The following is a 20872-nucleotide window of genomic DNA, read 5'->3' as shown; positions in this document are numbered from 1 at the left end:
AGCATGGGATCACCGCTGTTCGAAGGAGTACGCGTGATCGACAAGACCTGGGCATCGGCGGCCGACGCCGTCGCCGACATCCCCGACGGAGCCTCGCTCGCCGTCGGAGGATTCGGCCTCTCCGGCAATCCCATCGCTCTCATCGAGGCGCTGCTCGCGCAGGGGACGCGCGATCTCTCCGTCGTGTCGAACAACTGCGGGGTGGACGACTGGGGGCTCGGCATCCTGCTCGGGGCCGGCCGCATCCGCAAGATGACCTCGTCGTACGTCGGCGAGAACAAGGAGTTCGAGCGGCAGTTCCTGACGGGCGAACTCGAACTCGAGCTCACCCCGCAGGGCACGCTGGCCGAGAAGCTGCGCGCCGGCGGCGCGGGCATCGCCGCGTTCTACACCCAGACGGGCGTCGGCACGCAGGTCGCCGAGGGCGGGCTGCCTCGCCGCTACGACGGCACCGGCGGCATCGCTGTGGCATCGCCCGCGAAGGACGTGCGGAGCTTCGACGTGCGCGGCGAGCCCCGTGAGTTCGTCCTGGAAGAGGCGATCACCACAGACTTCGCCCTCGTTCACGCCTGGAAGGGCGACCGCCACGGCAACCTCGTCTTCCGCAAGGCCGCGCGCAGCTTCAATCCGCTCGCGGCGATGGCCGGACGCACCTGCATCGTGCAGGTCGAGCACCTCGTCGAGCCGGGCGAGGTCGATCCGGATGCCGTGCACCTGCCGGGAGTCTTCGTGCACCGCATCGTCGAGGTCGGCGACGTCGAGAAGCGCATCGAGAAGCGCACGATCCGCGAGGGTGCCGCTGAGCCGGGACCGGTCCCTTCGACAGGCTCAGGGACCACTGCCGCGATCGTCAAGGAGATCTGAGATGACTTTGTCCCGCACGGAGATGGCCGCCCGCGCCGCCCGCGAGCTCGCCGACGGCGCCTACGTCAACCTCGGCATCGGCCTGCCGACCCTGGTCCCCAACCATGTGCCCGACGGGGTGACCGTCGTGCTGCAGTCCGAGAACGGCATCCTCGGCGTGGGTCCGTACCCGACTGACGACGCGGTGGACGCCGATCTGATCAACGCCGGCAAAGAGACGGTGACGACCCTCCCGGGGGCCGCCTTCTTCGATTCGGCGTTGAGCTTCGGCATGATCCGCGGCGGCAAGATCGATGCCGCGATCCTCGGGGCGATGCAGGTGTCGGCATCCGGAGACCTGGCCAACTGGATGATCCCGGGGAAGATGGTCAAGGGCCCCGGCGGCGCGATGGACCTCGTGCACGGCGCCGCCCGGGTGATCGTGCTGATGGAGCACGTCGCCAAGGACGGCTCGCCCAAGATCGTCGACCGGTGCTCCCTGCCGCTCACCGGACGGGGCGTCGTCGATCGCATCATCACCGACCTCGCCGTCATCGACGTGACGCAGGATGGACTCGTGCTCGTCGAGCTCGCCCCGGGCGTCGGCGTCGACGAGGTGCGGGATGCCACCGAGCCCCCGCTGACCGTGAGACTCACCGAGGAGATCGCAACCGCATGAGCGCTGAGAACGACATCGTCATCGTCGCCGCCGCACGCACCCCGCAGGGTCGGCTCAAGGGGCAACTCGCTCCGCTCACCGCCGTGCAGCTGGGCGCCGCCGCGATCCGCGGAGCCATCGAGCGCGGCGGCATCCCGGCTGACGCCGTCGACGCCGTCCTCGTGGGTCAGGTGCTGCAGGCCGGCGCCGGGCAGAATGCCGCACGGCAGGCCGCGATCGAGGCCGGAATCGGGTGGGATGTGCATTCCGCGACCGTCAACAAGGTGTGCCTCTCGGGTCTCACGGCGATCATCGACGCGGCCCGCATGCTGCGCGTGGGTGACGCCACCGTCGTCGTCGCGGCCGGTATGGAATCCATGACCCGCGCCCCGCACCTGCTCATGAACTCGCGCGAGGGCTACGCCTACGGCTCCGTCGAGGTGATCGACCACATGGCCTTCGACGGCTTGACCGACGCGTACGACCGCGAGAGCATGGGCGCCTCGACCGAGCGCGCGAACGCCCGGTACGAGGTCACCCGCGAAGCCCAGGATGCCGTCGCCGTGCGCTCGCACCAGCGCGCCGCCGCGGCGCAGGCCGACGGGGTGTTCGACGCCGAGATCGTGCCGGTGTCGATCCCGCAACGCAAAGGCGAACCCGTCGTCGTCACCGCCGACGAGGGCATCCGCCCTGACACCACGGTCGCAACGCTCGCGAAGCTCCGCCCCGCCTTCGCCGAGGGCGGCTCGATCACGGCCGGAAACGCCTCGCAGATCTCGGACGGCGCTTCTGCCGTGGTCGTCACGACCCGCGCGACCGCCCAGGAGCGCGGCTGGGACGTGCTCGCCACGCTCGGAGCCGCGGGCCAGGTCGCCGGACCCGACAACTCCCTCCACGCCCAGCCCGCACGCGCGATCGAGAAGGCGCTCGCGAAGCAGGGCATCGCCGCATCCGACCTCGATCTCGTCGAGATCAACGAGGCGTTCGGGGCCGTGGTCGCGCGGTCGCAGGCCGAGCTCGGACTCTCCGATGACGTGGTCAACCCGCACGGCGGCGGCATCGCGCTCGGTCACCCCATCGGCGCCTCCGGCAACCGGCTGGTCGTGCACGCGGTGCATGAGCTGATCCGTCGGGGCGGTGGCACGGCAGCCGTGGCACTGTGCGGCGGCGGCGGTCAGGGCGACGCACTCATCCTCACCCGGTGACACCCACCCGCTGATCGACGAACGGATGCCGCGACCCTCAGGCCGCGGCATCCGGAACGTTCGAGGGGGTGCTCAGCGCGTCAGGCGCTTCTTCAGCAGCTTGCCCTGCTTCTTCTGGACGGGGGAGTCACCCGCGATCATCCGGCCCCGGCGGGCGCGACGCGTGTCGACGACGGCGCCGACGGCGAGAGCGAGGGTGATGCCCCAGCTCAGCCACGCCAGAGCGGTCCGCCAGGTGAACGGCTCGTCGTTCTTGAGTCCGCGCAGGAGCGTGACGCCGCCGGTGATGGCGCTGAGGAGACCGGTTCCGAAGATGTACTGCCGCATGCGCCCAACTTACCGACCCGTGGTTCATCGCCGCCGCCGCCTTGACACCCGCGCGCGCCCCGTTCGGTGAACGACGGGGGCGACGGAATGCGGCGCGTCGGAGCGTTTCCGGCGGCCACGACCGGATCTCACGCCGGCGTCCAGCCCCCGAACCGGGATCCGGCCCGCTGTTAGCCTGAGGTCGATCCCCGAGGAGGACCTGTGACCCAGGCCGATTTCGTCGTTGTCGCGAACCGATTGCCCGTCGACCGCACCCCCGATGGAGAGGGGTGGCGGCGCTCGCCCGGCGGACTCGTGACCGCCCTCGAACCCGTCATGCGCAGTGCCGACGGTGCGTGGGTGGGGTGGGCAGGTCAAGCCGATGTCGACGTCGAGCCGTTCGAGTTCGACGACATGCACCTCGTTCCCGTCACGCTGTCCGCCTCCGACGTGCAGCTGTACTACGAGGGCTTCTCGAACGACACCATCTGGCCGCTCTACCACGACGTGATCTCGCCGCCTACGTACAAGCGCGCGTGGTGGGACGCCTACGTCAAGGTCAACAAGCGCTTCGCCGACGCAGCCGCAGCGGTCGCGGCCGAGGGCGGCACCGTCTGGGTGCAGGACTACCAGCTGCAGCTCGTGCCCAAGCTGCTGCGGGAGTTGCGCCCCGACATCACGATCGGGTACTTCCACCACATCCCGTTCCCCGCCTACGGGCTCTACTCCCAGCTGCCGTGGCGTAAGCAGGTGCTCGAGGGTCTGCTGGGCGCCGACGTCATCGGCTTCCAACGCGTCGCCGACGCGGGCAACTTCGCCCGGGCCGTACGTCGTCAGTTGCGCTACGAGACCAAGGCCAGCGGCATCCTGGTGCCCGACGCCGAAGGCGGCACGCGCGTCGCCCTGGCGAAGGCGTTCCCCATCTCGATCGACGCGGAGTCGTACGTCGAGTTGGCCCAGCGGCCCGACATCCAGCAGCGCGCCAGAGAGATCCGCGAGGGACTCGGCAATCCTCGCAAGATCCTGCTCGGCGTCGACCGACTCGACTACACCAAGGGCATCCGTCACCGCCTCAAGGCGTGGGGCGAGGTGCTCGAAGACGGCCGGGCCACGGTCGAGGACGCCACCCTCGTGCAGGTCGCGAGCCCCAGTCGAGAGCGCGTCGACGCGTACATGCAGCTGCGCGACGAGATCGAGATGACCGTCGGGCGTATCAACGGCGACTACGACACCACCACGCACACAGCGATCCGCTACCTGCATCAGTCGTATCCGCGCGAAGAGATGGTGGCACTGTTCCTCGCCGCCGACGTCATGCTCGTCACGGCCCTGCGCGACGGCATGAACCTCGTCGCCAAGGAGTACGTCGCCAGCCGCATCGACAACCGCGGCGTGCTCGTGCTGAGCGAATTCGCCGGGGCCGCCGACGAGATGGGCAGCGCACTGCTCATCAACCCGCACGACATCGACGGATTGAAGGATGCCGTCATCCGCGCGGTCGACATGCCCGCGGCCGAGCAGGGCCGACGGATGCGCACCCTGCGGCGTCGTGTCCGCGAGCATGACGTCGAGGATTGGTCGCGCGGCTTCCTCGAGGCGCTGTCGGCGTTCCACGGCCGCTCGTCCCGTGCGGCGGCCGCCGAGGTCGAGGCCGGTACTGACGACGGTCAGGGGGATGCCGAATGACCGCCGCCGACGCGACGGTCGAGGCCGTCGCCACCACCCACACCCTGCTCATCGCGCTGGACTTCGACGGCACGCTGTCGCCGCTGGTCGACGAGCCGATGTCGGCGCGCATGACCCCGGCGGCGCGCGCGATCGTCGATGAGCTCGCGGCACTGCCGCGGACGGTGGTCGCGCTGGTCTCCGGCCGCTCGCTGGCCCACCTTCGTGAGATCTCCGAGCACGCCGACGACTCGCCGGTCTGGCTCGCGGGTTCGCACGGCGCGCAGTTCTGGGTGCCCGGCAACGGCGTCGAAGAGACCCCCGACGACACCGACGACCTCGCGCTGCGCGACCGTCTGCAGCGGGAAGCCACGGCCGGCACCGGTGAGATGGACGGTGTGTGGATCGAGCCGAAGGAGTACGGCCTCGGCGTGCATACGCGCACGGCGGATGCCGCGACCGCCCGTGCCGCGCGAGACCTCGTCGACGCACTGGTCGGAGCGCAAGCCCCCACCTGGCGACGTCGCACAGGGCACGACATCCTCGAGTTCGCGTTCCGCCACGAGGGCAAGGACTCCGCGGTCGCGCGCCTCCGCGAGCGCGTCGGGGCGTCTGCCGTGCTGTTCGCCGGCGACGACGTCACCGATGAAGACGCCTTGCGCTCGCTGGGACCGCAGGACCTCGGCGTCCGGGTCGGCGGGGGAGAGACCACGGCCAGCCTGCGCGTCGACGACATCGCCGCGTTCGTCGCCGTACTGGAGGACGTGGCGCGCCTGCGCCGAGCGCACGGCGCGTGACCGGCGTGTGCGCCGGGCGGCGCCCGCGTCCAGGGGTCTTGGGCGCTCCTGCGCACGGCGATTAATCCGCCGTTCATCCCCTGTGGCGCATCGGGGGGACGCGCGCGCGCAATAGACTTCGAGGATGCCCGCTCCGCAGAATCCGAACACCGGCGAGTTCGACATCAAGCCCCGCAGTCGCGTCATCACCGATGGCATCGAAGCCACGACCTCGCGCGGCATGCTCCGCGGCGTCGGCATGGGCGACGACGACTGGGACAAGCCCCAGATCGGCATCGCGTCGAGCTGGAACGAGATCACGCCCTGCAACCTCAGCCTCGACCGCCTCGCGCAGGGCGCGAAAGAGGGGGTGCACTCCGGCGGTGGATACCCGCTGCAGTTCGGCACGATCTCCGTCTCCGACGGCATCTCGATGGGTCACGAGGGCATGCACTTCTCCCTCGTCTCGCGTGAGGTCATCGCCGACAGCGTCGAGACCGTCATGATGGCCGAGCGCCTCGACGGGTCCGTGCTGCTCGCGGGTTGCGACAAGTCGATCCCCGGCATGCTCATGGCATCCGCTCGTCTCGATCTCTCCAGCGTCTTCCTCTACGCCGGCTCGATCGCTCCGGGCTGGGTCAAGCTCTCCGACGGTACCGAGAAGGAGATCACGATCATCGACTCCTTCGAGGGCGTCGGTGCGTGCCTGGCGGGTCGCATGAGTGAGGCCGACCTCAAGCGCATCGAGTGCTCCTTCGCCCCGGGCGAGGGTGCCTGCGGTGGCATGTACACGGCCAACACGATGGCGTCTGTGGCCGAGGCGCTCGGACTCAGCCTCCCCGGCTCCGCCGCCCCGCCGTCGGCGGACCGTCGTCGCGACTACTTCGCCCACCGCTCGGGCGAGGCCGTCGTCAACCTGCTGCGCCAGGGCATCACCACCCGCGACATCCTCACGAAAGAGGCGTTCGAGAACGCCATCGCCCTCGCCATGGCGCTCGGCGGCTCGACGAACGTCGTGCTGCACCTGCTCGCCATCGCGCGCGAGGCCGAGGTCGAGCTGTCGCTGCACGACTTCAACCGCATCGGCGACAAGACGCCGCACGTCGCCGACATGAAGCCGTTCGGCAAGTACGTCATGAACGATGTCGACCGCCAGGGCGGCATCCCGGTCATCATGAAGGCGATGCTCGACGAGGGACTCCTGCACGGCGACGCGCTGACCGTGACGGGCAAGACGCTCGCCGAGAACCTCGCCGATCTGAACCCCGACCCCATCGACGGCACGGTCATCCACACCTTCGACAACCCCATCCACGCGACGGGCGGCATCACGATCCTGCACGGCTCGATGGCCCCCGAGGGTGCGGTCGTGAAGTCGGCGGGCTTCGACGGAAACGTCTTCGAGGGCCCTGCCCGCGTGTTCGAGCGCGAGCGCGCGGCCATGGACGCCCTCGAGGCGGGTCAGATCCAGGCCGGTGACGTCGTCGTCATCCGCTACGAGGGCCCCAAGGGTGGTCCCGGCATGCGCGAGATGCTCGCCATCACGGCGGCCATCAAGGGCGCGGGCCTCGGAAAAGATGTACTACTCTTGACGGACGGTCGATTCTCAGGCGGCACAACCGGCCTCTGCATCGGCCACATAGCTCCCGAAGCGGTGGACGCAGGTCCTATCGCCTTCGTGCGCGATGGTGATCTGATACGGGTCGATATCGCCGCTCGCACTCTCGACTTGATCGTCGAGACAGACGAGCTGGATTCCCGCCGCGAAGGCTGGGAACCGCTGCCCCCGCGCTATACCCGTGGCGTTCTGGCCAAGTACTCCAAGCTCGTGCACTCCGCCGCGGAGGGCGCGGTCACGGGCTGACGGCCGTCTCTCTTCTCACCTTCTCTGGTTCTCGAGGTACTCCCATGTCCATCGATTCCCCCACCGCGGCCATTCCCCGGCCGCCCTCTCGCACAGCCCCTGCGCCCATGATGACGGGCGCGCAGGCGGTCGTCCGCTCGCTCGACCTGCTGGGCGTGACCGACGTGTTCGGTCTGCCGGGCGGCGCGATCATGCCCGTCTACGACCCGCTCATGGACGACGAGCACGTCCGCCACATCCTCGTGCGCCACGAGCAGGGCGCCGGCCACGCGGCCGAGGGGTACGCAGCGGCATCCGGGCGCGTCGGCGTCGCGATCGCCACGTCCGGTCCGGGCGCGACCAACCTCGTCACCGCGATCGCCGACGCCTACATGGACTCGGTGCCCCTGGTGTGCATCACCGGCCAGGTGTTCTCCACCCTCATGGGTACCGATGCCTTCCAGGAAGCCGACATCGTCGGCATCACGATGCCCATCACCAAGCACTCGTTCCTGGTGAAGTCGGCCGACGAGATCCCCGGCGCCATCGCCGCCGCGTTCGAGATCGCCTCGACCGGTCGCCCCGGTCCCGTGCTCGTCGACATCACAAAGGACGCGCAGCAGGCCGAGGCGCCCTTCGTGTGGCCGCCCAAGATCGACCTGCCCGGTTATCGCCCGGTGACCAAGGCGCACGGCAAGCAGATCCAGGCTGCGGCCCACCTGCTGACCACCGCCAAGAAGCCCGTTCTGTACGTCGGTGGCGGCGCGATCCGCTCGAACGCGTCGGCCGAGCTCAAGGTGCTCGCCGAGGCGACCGGCGCCCCCGTGGTCACCACGCTGATGGCGCGAGGGGCCTTCCCCGACTCCCACGAGCAGCACCTCGGCATGCCCGGCATGCACGGCACCGTGCCCGCGGTGCTCGCGCTGCAAGAGAGTGACCTCATCGTCTCGCTCGGCGCCCGCTTCGACGACCGCGTCACCGGCAAGGCGGCGCTGTTCGCCCCGAACGCGCAGGTCGTGCACGTCGACATCGACCCCGCCGAGATCTCCAAGATCCGCACCGCAGACGTGCCGATCGTGGGCGATCTGCGCGAGGTTCTCATCGACCTCGAGGCCGCTTTCCGCGCGGCCGACGCCGAGAACGCCCACGACTACACCGAGTGGTGGACCTACCTCAACGGGCTCCGCGACGAGTTCCCCCTCGGCTACACACCCACCACCGACGGCCTGCTCTCGCCGCAGCACGTCATCCAGCGCATCGGCGAGATGACCGGACCCGAGGGCGTCTACGCCTCGGGAGTGGGTCAGCACCAGATGTGGGCGGCGCAGTTCATCAAGTACGAGCGTCCTAATGCGTGGCTGAACTCCGGCGGTGCCGGCACCATGGGTTACGCGGTACCCGCGGCCATGGGCGCCAAAGTGGCCCAACCCGAGCGTGCGGTGTGGGCGATCGACGGCGACGGCTGCTTCCAGATGACCAACCAGGAGCTCGCGACCTGCGTCATCAACGACATCCCGATCAAGGTCGCGATCATCAACAACTCCTCGCTCGGCATGGTGCGCCAGTGGCAGACGCTGTTCTTCGACGGCCGCCACTCCAACACCGACCTGAACACGGGCCACGGAACGCGCCGCATCCCCGACTTCGTCAAGCTGGCGGAGGCCTACGGGTGCCTGGGCATCCGCGTCGAGAAGGAAGACGAGATCGACGCCGCCATCCAGCTCGCGCTCGACACCAACGACCGCCCGGTCGTGATCGATTTCGTCGTGAGCGCCGACGCGATGGTGTGGCCGATGGTGCCCCAGGGCGTCAGCAACAGCTACGTCCAGTACGCGCGCGATCACTCGCCCACCTTCAACGAGCAGGAGGACTGAGATGTCTCGTCACGTTCTGAGCCTCCTGGTCGAAGACAAACCCGGCCTGCTCACCCGCGTCGCGGGGCTCTTCGCTCGGCGCGGCTTCAACATCGAGTCGCTCGCGGTCGGCGTCACCGAGGTGCCCGGACTCTCGCGCATCACCGTCGTCGTCGACGTCGAGGGCCTGCCGCTCGAGCAGGTGACCAAGCAGCTGAACAAGCTCATCAACGTCATCAAGATCGTCGAGCTCGACCCCGCGGCATCCGTGCAGCGCGAGCACGTGCTCGTGAAGGTGCGTGCCGACAACGCCACACGCTCGAACGTGGTCGAGGTGGTCAACCTGTTCCGTGCCTCGGTCGTCGACTACGCCCCCGACGCCATGGTCATCGAGATCACGGGCGACTCGGGCAAGGTCGGGGCGTTTCTCAAGGCCATCGAGCCGTTCGGTGTGAAGGAGCTCGCGCAGTCGGGCCTGCTCGCCGTCGGCCGTGGTGGCAAGAGCATCACCGAACGCGTCCTGCGCGGCTGATCCTCCACCGCCCTCGAGCCTTTCGAGCGGCCCACATCTTCCACTTCACACGTTCCACAACCCCGGTCCCTTCGACTCGCTCTGGGACCTGACTCAAGGAGAAACATCCTCATGGCAGAGATCTTCTACGACGACGACGCCGACCTCTCGATCATCCAGGGCAAGAAGGTCGCGATCGTCGGCTACGGCTCGCAGGGTCACGCCCACGCGCAGAACCTGCGCGACTCCGGCGTCGAGGTCGTCATCGCGCTCAAGGACGGCTCGAAGTCGGCCGCCAAGGCGCAGGAAGACGGCTTCGAGGTCAAGAACGTCGCCGATGCTGCCGAGTGGGCCGACCTGATCATGGTGCTCGCGCCCGACCAGCACCAGCGGTCGATCTTTGCCGACTCGATCAAAGACAAGCTGACCGAGGGCAAGACGCTCGCCTTCGCGCACGGCTTCAACATCCGCTTCGGCTACATCGACGCGCCCGAGGGTGTCGACGTCATCCTCATCGCGCCCAAGGCCCCCGGTCACACCGTGCGTCGCGAGTACGTCGCCGGCCGCGGCATCCCCGACATCATCGCCGTCGAGCGCGACGCCTCGGGCTCGGCCTGGGACACCGCCCTGTCGTACGCGAAGGCCATCGGCGGCACCCGTGCCGGTGTCATCAAGACGACCTTCACCGAAGAGACCGAGACCGACCTGTTCGGCGAGCAGGCCGTTCTCTGCGGTGGCATGAGCCACCTCGTGCAGTACGGCTTCGAGACTCTCGTCGAGGCGGGCTACCAGCCGCAGATCGCCTACTTCGAGGTTCTGCACGAGCTCAAGCTCATCGTGGACCTCATGTGGGAGGGCGGCATCGCCAAGCAGCGCTGGTCGATCTCCGACACCGCCGAGTACGGCGACTACGTCTCCGGCCCCCGCGTCATCTCGCCCGAGGTCAAGACGAGCATGCAGGCCGTGCTCGCCGACATCCAGTCGGGCGCGTTCGCAAAGCGCTTCATCGACGACCAGGACAACGGTGCCACCGAGTTCCTCGAGCTCCGCGAGAAGGAGCAGGGTCACCCCATCGAGGCGACCGGCAAGGAGCTTCGCGGCCTCTTCGCCTGGAAGCAGCAGGACAGCGACTACGTCGAAGGCTCGGCCGCGCGCTGAGTTCCTCACCCTTGAACGCCCCGCGGCTCCGGCCGCGGGGCGTTCCTCGTCTCGGGTCCGAGCCACCGGTCGGATGTGGTGCGGCGCGCACGGTGCGCGCGGCGGGGCGCGCGCCGACGGCGGGAGAGCGCCGCTAGCGTGGACGCGTGAGCACTCCGCGCGATGACGATGCCCTCTCGTGGGGCGGTGACGACGACCCGACGCTCGATGTCGGCGAGAAGGCCATGCCCGATCGCGCCGCTCCCGCGGCGTCCGAGCCTGTCCCGGCTTCCGAGCCCGCAGCGGAGGCGCGTGGACCGGAGCCCCTGCAGCCGGCGCCCGAGCCCCTGCAGGCCCGTTCATCGTCCACGGCGCCGGCCGCCCGGCATCCGGAAGCCGACGACGTCGAGTCCGAAGACGACGAACAGGATGCCGTTCACTCGAGGCCGCTGGGCAACGCCGGCCTGATCGGCATCGGCATGGTCGCCGCCACCTTCCTGCTATTCGCCGTCGGATGGCTCGTCGCCGGCCTGCGGCTGCAGGGGCTGGGACTGCCCATCCCGTCCGTCACGCTGATCGCCCTGACGATCGGCGCTGCCCTCGCCCCCCTCGTGTGGTTCGTCGCGGTGCTCGCTCTGACCCGGTCGTGGCGCACCTGGCAGCGTTTCCTGCTGCTGATCCTCGGGATCGTGCTGCTCGTTCCCTGGCCCTTCCTCTCGTTGGGAGCCTTCGCATGAGCGAGACCGTGCGCACCCGCCATCTGCCCACCTGGCTGGTCGTGACGATCGCCGGAGTGTTCGGCCTGTTCTACGCCTACGTCGTGTGGAGTTCGGTCGCGCTGTTGATCCAGCAGGTGAACGGACCGCTCGGGCTCAACGGACTGGGATGGTTCGTCTACATCCTGCCCATCGCGTTCCCCCTCCTCGCATTCGGCGCGGCCTTCGCGATCGGGGCTCGCCGCCGGGCGGGGGAGTTCGCGATCGCGCTGCTCGCCGGGTTGACGGTGTCGGCGGCGTTCTGGCTGGCAATCGTCGGCTATGGAACGACGTCGTACGGCCTGTACGGGGGCTGACGCGTCGATTCGGCGGTCCCCGGACATGGATCGCTGACGGGTCGATCGCCGCTGGCGGACGGAAGTCGGCGGGGTACCGTCACACGTTGTGGACCGCGGTGGCGGGGTCCCGGCATCCATCGTCCGCCGTCACACGGTCGGGCGCGTCCTCGCCTCCGCGCTAGGCTGGCAGACGGCCCGTACGGGTCGCGCGCCCGGCTCGCGCCGGTGGTGCGCGGCGGTGCGCGCCAGTCCCCAGCACCGTTTCGAAGGACGCATCCGTGACGAAGCCCGTCGTGCTCATCGCCGAAGAACTCTCTCCCGCCACGATCGACGCGCTCGGCCCCGACTTCGACGTGCGCAACGTCGACGGGACCGACCGCCCCGCGCTGCTCTCGGCCCTTGCCGACGCGCACGCGGTGCTGGTGCGCTCGGCCACCCAGATCGACGCCGAGGCCCTCGCCGCGGCGCCGTCGCTGAAGGTGGTCGCCCGCGCCGGTGTCGGTCTCGACAACGTCGACATCAAGTCGGCCACCGCTGCCGGTGTGATGGTCGTCAACGCTCCGACGTCGAACATCATCTCCGCCGCCGAGCTCACTGTCGGGCACGTGCTGAGCCTCGCGCGCCGCATCCCCGCCGCACACGCCTCGCTCGCGCAGGGCCTGTGGAAGCGCAGCTCTTTCACCGGCACCGAGCTGTTCGAGAAGACGATCGGCATCATCGGTCTCGGCCGGATCGGCGCCCTCATCGCCGCCCGTCTGCAGGGTTTCGACATGCGCGTCATCGCGTACGACCCCTACGTCACCGCCGCTCGCGCGCAGCAGCTCGGCGTGCAGCTCGTCTCGCTCGACGAGCTCCTCGAGCAGAGCGACTTCGTCACGATCCACATGCCGAAGACGCCCGAGACCACGGGCATGATCGGCGCCGAACAGCTGCGCCGCATGAAGAAGACGGCCTACGTGATCAACGTCGCCCGCGGCGGACTCATCGACGAGAACGCGCTCTTCGAGGCGCTCACCACGGGCGAGATCGCCGGGGCGGGTCTCGACGTGTTCTCCACCGAGCCGCCCGCCCAGGATGGCCCGGCGCGCCGTCTGCTCGACCTGCCGAACGTCGTGGTCACTCCGCACCTCGGTGCCAGCACCGAAGAGGCGCAGGAGAAGGCCGGCGTCTCGGTCGCTCGCTCGGTCAAGCTCGCGCTCGAGGGCGACCTCGTTCCGGATGCCGTGAACGTCGCCGGCGGCGCGATCGACCCGTTCGTGCGCCCCGGTATCGCGCTGGTCGAGATGCTCGGCCAGTTCTTCAGCGGCCTCGCCGACAGTGCGCTCACGAGCCTCGACATCGAGGTGCGCGGCGAGCTCGCGCAGTACGACGTGAGCGTCTACCGCCTGGCGGCGCTGAAGGGCTACTTCAGCCGCATCGTCAGCGAGAGCGTGTCGTACGTGAACGCACCCCTGTTCGCCGAGCAGCGGGGCGTCGAGGCGCGCCTGGTGGTCGAGGCCGAGAGCCCGCTGTACCGCAACATCACGATCCTGCGGGGCACCCTGGCCGACGGCTCCACGCTGACGGTCGCCGGTACGCTCGCCGGGACCCGCATGGTGCCCAAGGTCGTCTCGATCAACGGCTACGACATCGAGGTGCCCATCGAGAAGCACCACCTCGTGATGCGTTACGCCGACCGCCCCGGCATCGTCGCCATCTACGGCCAGAAGCTGGGCGAGGCGGGTATCAACATCGCCGGTCTGCAGGTGGCGGCTCCGGATGCCACGGGCCGTGCGCTCTCCGTGCTCACGGTGGATTCGCCGGTGCCCGACGACATCCTCGGCGCCATGCGCGAGGCCGTCGGCGCTGACCTGTTCCGACAGATCGACATCGTCGAGGACTGACGACCGGGAGGTCGTGGGGGAGGGGGTCGCTGCGGCGGCCCCCTCTTTCTGGTATCTGTATCGACCGGCCTGAGAGTCCTGGTGCAGGTGCTGGTGGTGGCGCGGGCGCGATGATGGGTCGCGGGCGTGCCGGTGGTGGCGCGGGCGTGGGCGTGATGGTGAGTCGCGTGCGTGCCGGTGGCGTCGCGGGCACGGGCGTGATGTCGACGCGCGGGCGTGCCCGCGTCGTGTCAGGTGGTCGCGGCGACAACCGCGGCGATCAACCGGTCGAGGTCGGCACCTCCGAGCTGCGGCCCGGGTACGGCGTTGAGGTCGAGCACGGCGTTGAAGTAGAGGCCGTCGCTGACCAGCAGCACTATCTGCAGGGCGGTCTCGTCCCGCGTGTGCGCGCGGAGGCTGTCTTCCCAAAGCTCGCGGACACGCCGGAGGGAGGCGGATGCCGCGTCGTTGCCGTTCTGCGCGAGGCGCGACACCGCGAGGATCGTCACGTCGAGGGGTGAGCCGGTGTTCTGGGAAGAGCGGAGGTGCGCGGCGACGACGCCCTCGTCGGAATCTTCGATCTCGGCGACGTCTTCCTGGGCGAGACGCTCGAGGCGTTCGACGAGGGCCGACTCCAGGGCGCTCTTGGAGCTGAAATGGTAGAGCAGCCCGCCCTTGGACACGCCCGCGGTGCGTGCGGTGGCATCCATCGTCGCGGCACGCTCGCCCTCGTCGACGAGGATGCGAGTGAACGCATCGAGGACGGCGTCGCGGGCGAGGGGAGGGCGGCTCATGTCTCCTCGATCGTACGTGCGGACGGGCGGCTCCGTCTGATACTATACCGGCTGGACGGTTAAGAAACGGAACGGAACCATGCTCACCTCGTCGTTGCCCACTCAAGAGATCAACGTGCCCCGCGCCGGCTGGCGCGGATGGTTCGCGCTGGCGGTGCTCATGCTGCCCGTGCTGCTGGTCTCGGTCGACAACACAGTGCTGAGTTTCGCCCTTCCCGAGATCGCCCTCGACCTGCAGCCCTCGAGCATCGAGCAGCTGTGGATCATCGACGTCTACCCGCTCGTCCTCGCGGGTCTGCTGGTGACGATGGGAACGCTCGGCGACCGGTTCGGTCGCAAGCGCATGCTGCTCATCGGCGCCACGGGCTTCGCGGCCGTGTCCGCCCTGTCGGCATTCGCGCCGACCGCGGCTCTGCTCATCGCCGGCCGCGCCCTGATGGGTGTCTTCGGCGCCATGCTCATGCCGTCGACCCTGTCGCTCCTGCGCAGCATCTTCCGTGACCGCGACCAGCGGCGGTTCGCGATCGCCGTGTGGGCCTCCGGCTTCTCGGCCGGTGCCGCCCTGGGACCGATCGTGGGCGGCTTCCTGCTCGAGCACTTCTCGTGGGGTTCGGTGTTCCTCATGGCGGTACCGGTCCTCGTGCCGCTCCTGGTCCTCGCTCCGTTCTTCGTGCCCGAGAGCCGCGACCCGGCGCCGGGCCGCTTCGACCCGATGAGCGTGGTCCTCTCGCTCGCCACGATGGTGCCGATCGTCTACGGCATCAAGAAGCTCGCGGTCGAGGGCCCGCTTTCGCTCGCGCCCGCGCTGTTCGTGGTCGGCATCGTCTTCGGCTGGCTGTTCGTGCGGCGACAGCGGGGCCTCGACAACCCCATGCTCGATATGACGCTGTTCCACCGCGGCACGTTCTCGGGCGCGATCCTCGTGAATCTGCTCAGCGTCGTCGGCCTCGTCGGCTTCCTCTACTTCGTCGCGCAGCATCTGCAGCTGGTCGTCGGTCTTTCCCCGATGGTCGCGGGCTTCGCCCTCCTGCCCGGACTCGTGTTGATGATCGTGTCCGGCTTGGCGATCGTGCCCGTCGCCAAACGCTTCGCCCCGCGCATCGTCGTTCCGATCGCGCTGTCGTTCTCGGTCGTGGCCTACGTGATGGTCGCCTTCTCCACTGCCGACCTGGTGCAGCTCATCGTTGCCTTCGGGCTGCTCGGCATCGGCATCGGCGCGGCCGAGACCGTGTCGAATGAACTGATCCTCTCCAGCGCTCCGTCCGCCAAGGCGGGCGCCGCGAGCGCCGTATCCGAGACGGCGTACGAGGTCGGTGCCGTCCTCGGAACGGCGGTGCTCGGCGGAATCCTCGCCGCGTTCTACCGGACGCAGCTCGTGCTGCCCGCCGGTCTGCCCGACGCCGCAGCACAGGCTGCTCGCGAGACCCTCGCCGGGGCCGTGGCCGTGTCGCACACGCTCGACGACGCCGCGCTGGCGGAGTCGTTGCGCCTGGCGGCGGCGCACGCCTTCGATTCGGGTGTCGTGGTCACCGCGCTCATCGGTGCGGTGCTGATCGTCGTGGCCGGACTGATCGCTGCCGCTACCCTGGGAGGAACCCGCAGCACGTCCAAGAAGTGACGTGCCCCGAGCTCTGAGGAGAGCGATGTCGCGTGTCGTGAAGCTGGCCGTCATTCCCGGTGACGGCATCGGTCCCGAGGTCGTCACCGAGGCCGTGAAGGTCCTCGACGCCGTCACCGCCGCCTCGGACGTGTCGTTCGAGAAGACGCCGTTCTCCCTCGGGGCCGGACGGTACCTCGAGACCGGTGACACCCTCACCGACGACGACCTCTCCGCGATCGCCGCGCACGACGCCATCCTGCTGGGTGCCGTCGGCGGGGTTCCCGGTGACCCCCGACTCAAGGACGCGAATATCGAGCGCGGTCTGCTGCTGAAGCTGCGTTTCGAGCTCGACCACTACGTCAACCTCCGCCCGTCCAAGCTCTACCCCGGCGCGACGGGACCGCTGGCCGATCCCGGTGAGATCGACTTCGTCGTCGTTCGCGAGGGGACCGAGGGCCCCTACGTCGGCAACGGCGGTTCGATCCGCCGCGGCACGGCGCACGAGGTCGCCAACGAGACCTCCGTCAACACCGCATACGGCGTCGAGCGCGTCGTCCGCTATGCCTTCGCTCTCGCCGAGCGGCGACGTCACAAGCTGACCCTTGTACACAAGACCAACGTGCTCGTGCACGCGGGCGGCATGTGGAAGCGGATCGTGGATGCCGTGGCATCCGAGTTCCCGGGGGTCGACGTAGACTACCTGCACGTCGACGCGGCGACGATCTTCCTGGTCACGAACCCGGGCCGCTTCGACGTGATCGTCACCGACAACCTCTTCGGCGACATCTTGACCGACTTGGCCGGCGCCGTCACCGGAGGCATCGGCCTCGCCGCATCGGGCAACATCAACCCCGACGGCGCGTTCCCCTCGATGTTCGAGCCCGTCCACGGATCGGCGCCCGACATCGCGGGTACTCAGAAGGCCGACCCCACGGCCGCGATCCTCTCCGTCGCCCTCCTGCTCGATCATCTCGGGCTCACCGACGAGGCCGCCCGCGTCACCCGCGCGGTCGAGGATGACATCGCGAGCCGTGTCGGCGCCCGAACCACCGCGCAGGTCGGTGACGCCATCGCCGAACGCGTCCAGGCGTAACCTGGACCGATCGGCCCGCATCACCCCCGTGCATCGAACAGTTTTGGATCCCCAGATGACCACCATCGACACCGACCCCGACACCGGACTCGACCCGCTCGAGTTCGCCGTCACCCGCAATCTCGCAGCCAAGAGCAATGCCGACCGCGACGCCATCCTCGCCGCCCCCGGCTTCGGGCAGAGCTTCACCGACCACATGGTCGACATCTGCTGGTCGGTCCGCGGCGGATGGCACCGCCCGCGCGTCTCGCCCTACGGCCCCATCTCCCTCGACCCGGCTGCGGCCGTCCTGCACTACGGGCAGGAGATCTTCGAGGGCATCAAGGCCTACCGTCACGCCGACGGGTCGGTGCACACGTTCCGCCCCGATCAGAACGGTCGTCGCCTGCAGCGTTCGGCCCGCCGTCTGGCTCTGCCCGAGCTGCCCGTTCCGTACTTCCTGCAGGCGCTGCGCGAACTCATCGCCGTCGACGGTGCGTGGGTTCCCTCCGGCGAAGACCAGAGCCTGTACCTGCGGCCCTTCATGTTCGCGAAGGAGGCCTTCCTCGGTGTGCGCCCCGCGCACAAGGTGGCCTTCTACGTGATCGCCAGTCCCGCGGGCGCCTACTTCAAGGGCGGCGTGAAGCCCGTCTCGATCTGGCTCAGCGAGGACTACTCGCGCGCCGGCAAGGGCGGCACGGGTGCGGCCAAGACAGGGGGCAACTACGCCGCCAGCCTGCTGCCGCAGTCCGAGGCGTACGAGAACGAGTGCGACCAGGTCGTGTTCCTCGACCAGGACCGCAACGTCGAAGAGCTCGGCGGCATGAACGTCGTGTTCGTCTACAAAGACGGCACCATCGTCACCCCGCAGTCCGACTCGATCCTCGAGGGCATCACCCGCGACTCGCTCCTTCAGCTCGCCCGTGACCGCGGACACCACGTCGAGGGACGCAACGTCTCGCTGAAGGAATGGCGCGAGGGCGTGGCATCCGGAGACATCGTCGAGGTGTTCGCCTGTGGAACCGCCGCCGTCGTCACCCCCATCGGCACGCTCAAGGGTCGCGACTTCATCGACGAGCAGCCCACCGGCACCCTCGCCCTCGAACTGCGCGAAGAGCTGACGAACATCCAGTACGGCCGCGCGGAAGACAAGCACGGCTGGTTGTACAGACTCGACGCCTGACGCGTCGCACACGGAGGGACTCCCGGATGCCGGGGGTCCCTCCGTCGTTCGCGCTGAATCCTGAGTGGATTCGCGGAAAGACCGAAGCCTGTGTCCCCGGGCCCCCGCGGCATAAACGCGATTCGTGTCGATAAACACGCTGACGCCCCGTTTATCGACAGAGATCGTGTTTATGCGTGCTCCCGGGGCCAGCGCACGCGGCGACCTTCCTGGGGAGGGGCGTCGGGGCGCGGCAGCACCGCGGTGCCGGGGCGCAGCAGCGCCGGGGCGCAGCGGTGCCGGGCGCAGCAGTGCAGGGGCGCAGCAGCGCCGGGGCGCAGGAGTACCGGGGCGCAGCAGTGCCGGGGCGCAGCAATGCCGGGGCGCAGCAGTGCCGGGGCGCAGGAGCGCAGCAGCGCCGAGGCGCAGGGGCCAGCAGCACCGCGGGGCAGCCCGCATCGCGGCAGGCTGTGGAACGCCCCGGCGATGTCGGACCTCGCGGATAGGCTGAACCGGTGAAGATCGCACGATTCAGCCACCAGGATGCCATTCGCTACGGGATCGTCGACGACGGCGAACTCGTCGTGCTCGCCGGCGACCCGATGTTCGCCGGGTTCGACACCACGGGGGAACGCGTGCCTCTCACCGAGGTGGCTCTGCTCGCCCCGGTCATCCCGCGTTCCAAGGTCGTGTGCATCGGCAAGAACTACCGCGATCACGCCGCCGAGATGGGGAGCGAGGCCCCCGCCGAACCGCTGATGTTCCTCAAGCCCAACACGTCGGTCATCGGCCCGGGTGACGCGATCGTGCGCCCCACGGCACTGAGTTCCCACACCGACTACGAGGGCGAGCTGGCCGTCGTCATCGGCCGCGTCGCCAAGAACGTCCCCGCTGAGCGCGCGAGCGACTACATCCTCGGGTACACCGTCGCCAACGACGTCACGGCGCGCGATCTGCAGCGCAGTGACGGTCAGTGGTCGCGCGCCAAGGGTTTCGACACGTTCTGCCCGGTCGGACCGGTCATCGAGACCGACCTCGATCTCGACGCGGCCGTCATCACGACGCGGGTCAACGGCGAGGTGCGCCAGAACGGCCCCGTGTCCGACATGATCCACGGCATCCCCGCCCTCATCGCCTACGCGTCGGCGGTGTTCACGCTGCTGCCCGGAGACCTGATCCTCACGGGCACTCCCGCGGGCATCGGGTCATTCGACGCGGGTGACACGATCGAGGTCGAGATCGAGGGCATCGGGATCCTGCGCAACACAGCGCGTGATGCCTGACCTCGCGGCGCCCGCGGCGATCGATCTCGTCGCCGCGCAACGCCGCACGGTGCGGGTGCTGGCGGCTGGGCAGGTGCTCAGCGGCGTCGCATTCGGCTCGACGCTGTCGTTGGGGGCCCTGCTGGCCGCCGACCTGTCTGGCGAAGAATCGCTCTCGGGGTTCGCCACCGCCTCGGTGACCCTCGGTGCAGCCCTGACGGCGATCCCGCTGGCGCGCCTGGCCGCGCGGCGTGGGCGACGGATCGCGCTGACGACCGGCAACGTCGCCGCCCTGAGCGGCATCGCCCTCGTGATCCTCGCCGCTGCGACGCGCGCGTTCCCGCTGCTACTCGTGGGCATTGCGCTGATCGGCGCGGGCAACGCGGCCACCCTGCAGTCGCGCTTCGCCGCAACCGACCTCTCGACGACGGCCCGGCGCGGCCGCGACCTCGCAACGGTGGTCTGGGCGACCACGGTCGGTGGAGTCGTGGGTCCGCTGCTCCTGGCGCCGGGAGAACTCCTCGGTGCCAGCATCGGCATGCCCCGCCTCACGGGCGCCTACCTCTTCTCGCTCCTCGCCCAGGCATGCGCGTTCGCACTGTACGTTCTGGTCCTGCGCCCCGACCCGCTGCTGCTCGCGCAACGGCTCGACCGCGAGAGGGCGCCGACAGCCCGGGCCTCGCCCGAGGTCGATCGACCTCGCATCGCCCGCTTCGCGATGCTCGCGGTCGCAGCGTCTCACGTCACGATGGCGGCCGTGATGGCGATGACCCCGGTGCATCTCGCCCACATCGTGGCACCGGATGCCGTGACCGTCGCCGTGGGAGTCACGATCTCGCTGCACGTGTTCGGGATGTACGGGCTGTCTCCGGTGTTCGGCATCCTCGCTGATCGCGTCGGTCGCATCCCCGTGATCCTGCTGGGCCAGGTGCTTCTGGCGGTGGCCCTCACGGTCGTGTCGACCGCCGCGGACTCGCAGACCGGCGTCCTCATCGCGCTACTGCTTCTCGGCCTCGGCTGGAGCGCGGCGACCGTCGCCGGTTCGGCCCTGCTCACCGAAGCGACGCCGCTCGCCGCTCGCCCTCGGCGTCAGGGACGCAGCGACACGCTGATGACCGGGTCCGCCGCCGTCGGGTCGGTGCTCGCAGGGCTCATCCTGGGCCTCGTCGGGTACGGCGGTCTCGCGCTCTGGGCGTTCGTGCCGATCGCTGTCGTGTGCGCGGGCGCGGTCTTCGTGCGCTCGCGTCCAGCGTGACAAACGCGTCCGTT

General features: G+C 69.3%; 19 protein-coding genes. 17 read left to right on the top strand and 2 right to left on the bottom strand.

What is annotated here, in order from left to right:
- Nucleotides 1-33: 33 nt before the first annotated feature.
- From ACXKZF_RS09120 to ACXKZF_RS09110, 3 genes are read left to right on the top strand one after another with little or no spacing between them, the layout of a single operon-like run.
- Nucleotides 34-864 (top strand): CoA transferase subunit A, encoded by an 831-nt coding sequence (locus ACXKZF_RS09120; RefSeq protein WP_055953928.1) that lies wholly within the window; start codon nt 34-36, stop codon nt 862-864.
- Between the two features lies 1 nt (nt 865).
- Nucleotides 866-1522, top strand: coding sequence for a CoA transferase subunit B (locus ACXKZF_RS09115; protein ID WP_243222163.1), 657 nt, complete (start codon nt 866-868; stop codon nt 1520-1522).
- The gene (locus ACXKZF_RS09110) at nt 1519-2706 is read left to right on the top strand and encodes an acetyl-CoA C-acetyltransferase (protein ID WP_488983998.1); all 1188 of its coding nucleotides are present in this window, start codon (nt 1519-1521) and stop codon (nt 2704-2706) included. The genes ACXKZF_RS09115 and ACXKZF_RS09110 overlap by 4 nt, the downstream gene beginning before the upstream one ends.
- A gap of 72 nt (nt 2707-2778) precedes the next feature.
- Here ACXKZF_RS09110 and ACXKZF_RS09105 read toward each other — a convergent pair whose 3' ends face one another.
- Nucleotides 2779-3033 (bottom strand): hypothetical protein, encoded by a 255-nt coding sequence (locus tag ACXKZF_RS09105; protein ID WP_055953934.1) that lies wholly within the window; start codon nt 3031-3033, stop codon nt 2779-2781.
- A gap of 201 nt (nt 3034-3234) precedes the next feature.
- On the opposite strand from ACXKZF_RS09105, the gene ACXKZF_RS09100 reads away from it, so the two are divergent.
- From ACXKZF_RS09100 to serA, 9 genes are all read left to right on the top strand, one after another.
- On the top strand, nt 3235-4698 hold the full coding sequence (locus ACXKZF_RS09100; RefSeq protein ID WP_488983997.1) for an alpha,alpha-trehalose-phosphate synthase (UDP-forming): 1464 nt from the start codon (nt 3235-3237) through the stop codon (nt 4696-4698).
- Nucleotides 4695-5474, top strand: a complete 780-nt coding sequence (gene otsB / locus ACXKZF_RS09095; protein WP_488983996.1) for a trehalose-phosphatase — start codon at nt 4695-4697, stop codon at nt 5472-5474. The genes ACXKZF_RS09100 and otsB overlap by 4 nt, the downstream gene beginning before the upstream one ends.
- A gap of 124 nt (nt 5475-5598) precedes the next feature.
- Nucleotides 5599-7317 (top strand): dihydroxy-acid dehydratase, encoded by a 1719-nt coding sequence (ilvD, locus tag ACXKZF_RS09090; RefSeq protein ID WP_488983995.1) that lies wholly within the window; start codon nt 5599-5601, stop codon nt 7315-7317.
- A gap of 44 nt (nt 7318-7361) precedes the next feature.
- Entirely contained in the window at nt 7362-9170 is a 1809-nt protein-coding gene (locus ACXKZF_RS09085) for an acetolactate synthase large subunit (RefSeq protein ID WP_488983994.1), read from the top strand.
- A gap of 1 nt (nt 9171) precedes the next feature.
- Nucleotides 9172-9681 carry an acetolactate synthase small subunit gene (ilvN, locus tag ACXKZF_RS09080; RefSeq protein ID WP_055953948.1) on the top strand — a complete coding sequence of 170 codons (510 nt, stop codon included), beginning with the start codon at nt 9172-9174 and terminating at the stop codon, nt 9679-9681.
- 111 nt (nt 9682-9792) lie between these two features.
- Nucleotides 9793-10818, top strand: a complete 1026-nt coding sequence (ilvC, locus tag ACXKZF_RS09075; protein WP_055953951.1) for a ketol-acid reductoisomerase — start codon at nt 9793-9795, stop codon at nt 10816-10818.
- A gap of 146 nt (nt 10819-10964) precedes the next feature.
- Nucleotides 10965-11534: an ABC-2 family transporter permease gene (locus tag ACXKZF_RS09070; protein ID WP_055953954.1), complete on the top strand. Its 570-nt coding sequence runs from the start codon at nt 10965-10967 to the stop codon at nt 11532-11534.
- Entirely contained in the window at nt 11531-11869 is a 339-nt protein-coding gene (locus ACXKZF_RS09065) for a hypothetical protein (protein WP_055953957.1), read from the top strand. The genes ACXKZF_RS09070 and ACXKZF_RS09065 overlap by 4 nt, the downstream gene beginning before the upstream one ends.
- Nucleotides 11870-12129: 260 nt before the next feature.
- Nucleotides 12130-13734, top strand: coding sequence for a phosphoglycerate dehydrogenase (gene serA, locus ACXKZF_RS09060; protein ID WP_055953960.1), 1605 nt, complete (start codon nt 12130-12132; stop codon nt 13732-13734).
- Between the two features lie 230 nt (nt 13735-13964).
- On the opposite strand, the gene ACXKZF_RS09055 is transcribed toward serA, so the two are convergent.
- Nucleotides 13965-14507: a TetR family transcriptional regulator gene (locus ACXKZF_RS09055; RefSeq protein WP_488983993.1), complete on the bottom strand. Its 543-nt coding sequence runs from the start codon at nt 14505-14507 to the stop codon at nt 13965-13967.
- 79 nt (nt 14508-14586) lie between these two features.
- On the opposite strand from ACXKZF_RS09055, the gene ACXKZF_RS09050 reads away from it, so the two are divergent.
- The 5 genes from ACXKZF_RS09050 to ACXKZF_RS09030 all read left to right on the top strand — a co-directional run bounded on the left by ACXKZF_RS09050 (nt 14587) and on the right by ACXKZF_RS09030 (nt 20858).
- Entirely contained in the window at nt 14587-16125 is a 1539-nt protein-coding gene (locus tag ACXKZF_RS09050) for an MFS transporter (protein ID WP_488983992.1), read from the top strand.
- Nucleotides 16126-16150: 25 nt separating this feature from the next.
- The gene (locus ACXKZF_RS09045; protein ID WP_488983991.1) at nt 16151-17200 is read left to right on the top strand and encodes a 3-isopropylmalate dehydrogenase; all 1050 of its coding nucleotides are present in this window, start codon (nt 16151-16153) and stop codon (nt 17198-17200) included.
- A 55-nt stretch (nt 17201-17255) separates the two neighbouring features.
- The gene (locus ACXKZF_RS09040; RefSeq protein WP_488983990.1) at nt 17256-18362 is read left to right on the top strand and encodes a branched-chain amino acid aminotransferase; all 1107 of its coding nucleotides are present in this window, start codon (nt 17256-17258) and stop codon (nt 18360-18362) included.
- 494 nt (nt 18363-18856) lie between these two features.
- Nucleotides 18857-19624 (top strand): fumarylacetoacetate hydrolase family protein, encoded by a 768-nt coding sequence (locus ACXKZF_RS09035; protein ID WP_055953976.1) that lies wholly within the window; start codon nt 18857-18859, stop codon nt 19622-19624.
- Nucleotides 19617-20858 carry an MFS transporter gene (locus ACXKZF_RS09030; RefSeq protein WP_488983989.1) on the top strand — a complete coding sequence of 414 codons (1242 nt, stop codon included), beginning with the start codon at nt 19617-19619 and terminating at the stop codon, nt 20856-20858. The genes ACXKZF_RS09035 and ACXKZF_RS09030 overlap by 8 nt, the downstream gene beginning before the upstream one ends.
- The last annotated feature ends 14 nt before the right edge of the window (nt 20859-20872 follow it).

Source organism: Microbacterium sp. ABR10 (assembly GCF_057812175.1).
This window is presented reverse-complemented; position numbering and strand designations above follow the sequence as displayed.

Coding starts and splice junctions, on each gene's coding strand:
- ACXKZF_RS09115 (WP_243222163.1), top strand. CDS start 866: ATGACTTTGTCCCGCACGGAGATGGCCGCCCGCGCCGCCCGCGAGCTC.
- ACXKZF_RS09110 (WP_488983998.1), top strand. CDS start 1,519: ATGAGCGCTGAGAACGACATCGTCATCGTCGCCGCCGCACGCACCCCG.
- ACXKZF_RS09105 (WP_055953934.1), bottom strand. CDS start 3,033: ATGCGGCAGTACATCTTCGGAACCGGTCTCCTCAGCGCCATCACCGGC.
- otsB (WP_488983996.1), top strand. CDS start 4,695: ATGACCGCCGCCGACGCGACGGTCGAGGCCGTCGCCACCACCCACACC.
- ilvD (WP_488983995.1), top strand. CDS start 5,599: ATGCCCGCTCCGCAGAATCCGAACACCGGCGAGTTCGACATCAAGCCC.
- ACXKZF_RS09085 (WP_488983994.1), top strand. CDS start 7,362: ATGTCCATCGATTCCCCCACCGCGGCCATTCCCCGGCCGCCCTCTCGC.
- ilvN (WP_055953948.1), top strand. CDS start 9,172: ATGTCTCGTCACGTTCTGAGCCTCCTGGTCGAAGACAAACCCGGCCTG.
- ilvC (WP_055953951.1), top strand. CDS start 9,793: ATGGCAGAGATCTTCTACGACGACGACGCCGACCTCTCGATCATCCAG.
- ACXKZF_RS09065 (WP_055953957.1), top strand. CDS start 11,531: ATGAGCGAGACCGTGCGCACCCGCCATCTGCCCACCTGGCTGGTCGTG.
- ACXKZF_RS09055 (WP_488983993.1), bottom strand. CDS start 14,507: ATGAGCCGCCCTCCCCTCGCCCGCGACGCCGTCCTCGATGCGTTCACT.
- ACXKZF_RS09050 (WP_488983992.1), top strand. CDS start 14,587: ATGCTCACCTCGTCGTTGCCCACTCAAGAGATCAACGTGCCCCGCGCC.
- ACXKZF_RS09045 (WP_488983991.1), top strand. CDS start 16,151: ATGTCGCGTGTCGTGAAGCTGGCCGTCATTCCCGGTGACGGCATCGGT.
- ACXKZF_RS09040 (WP_488983990.1), top strand. CDS start 17,256: ATGACCACCATCGACACCGACCCCGACACCGGACTCGACCCGCTCGAG.
- ACXKZF_RS09030 (WP_488983989.1), top strand. CDS start 19,617: ATGCCTGACCTCGCGGCGCCCGCGGCGATCGATCTCGTCGCCGCGCAA.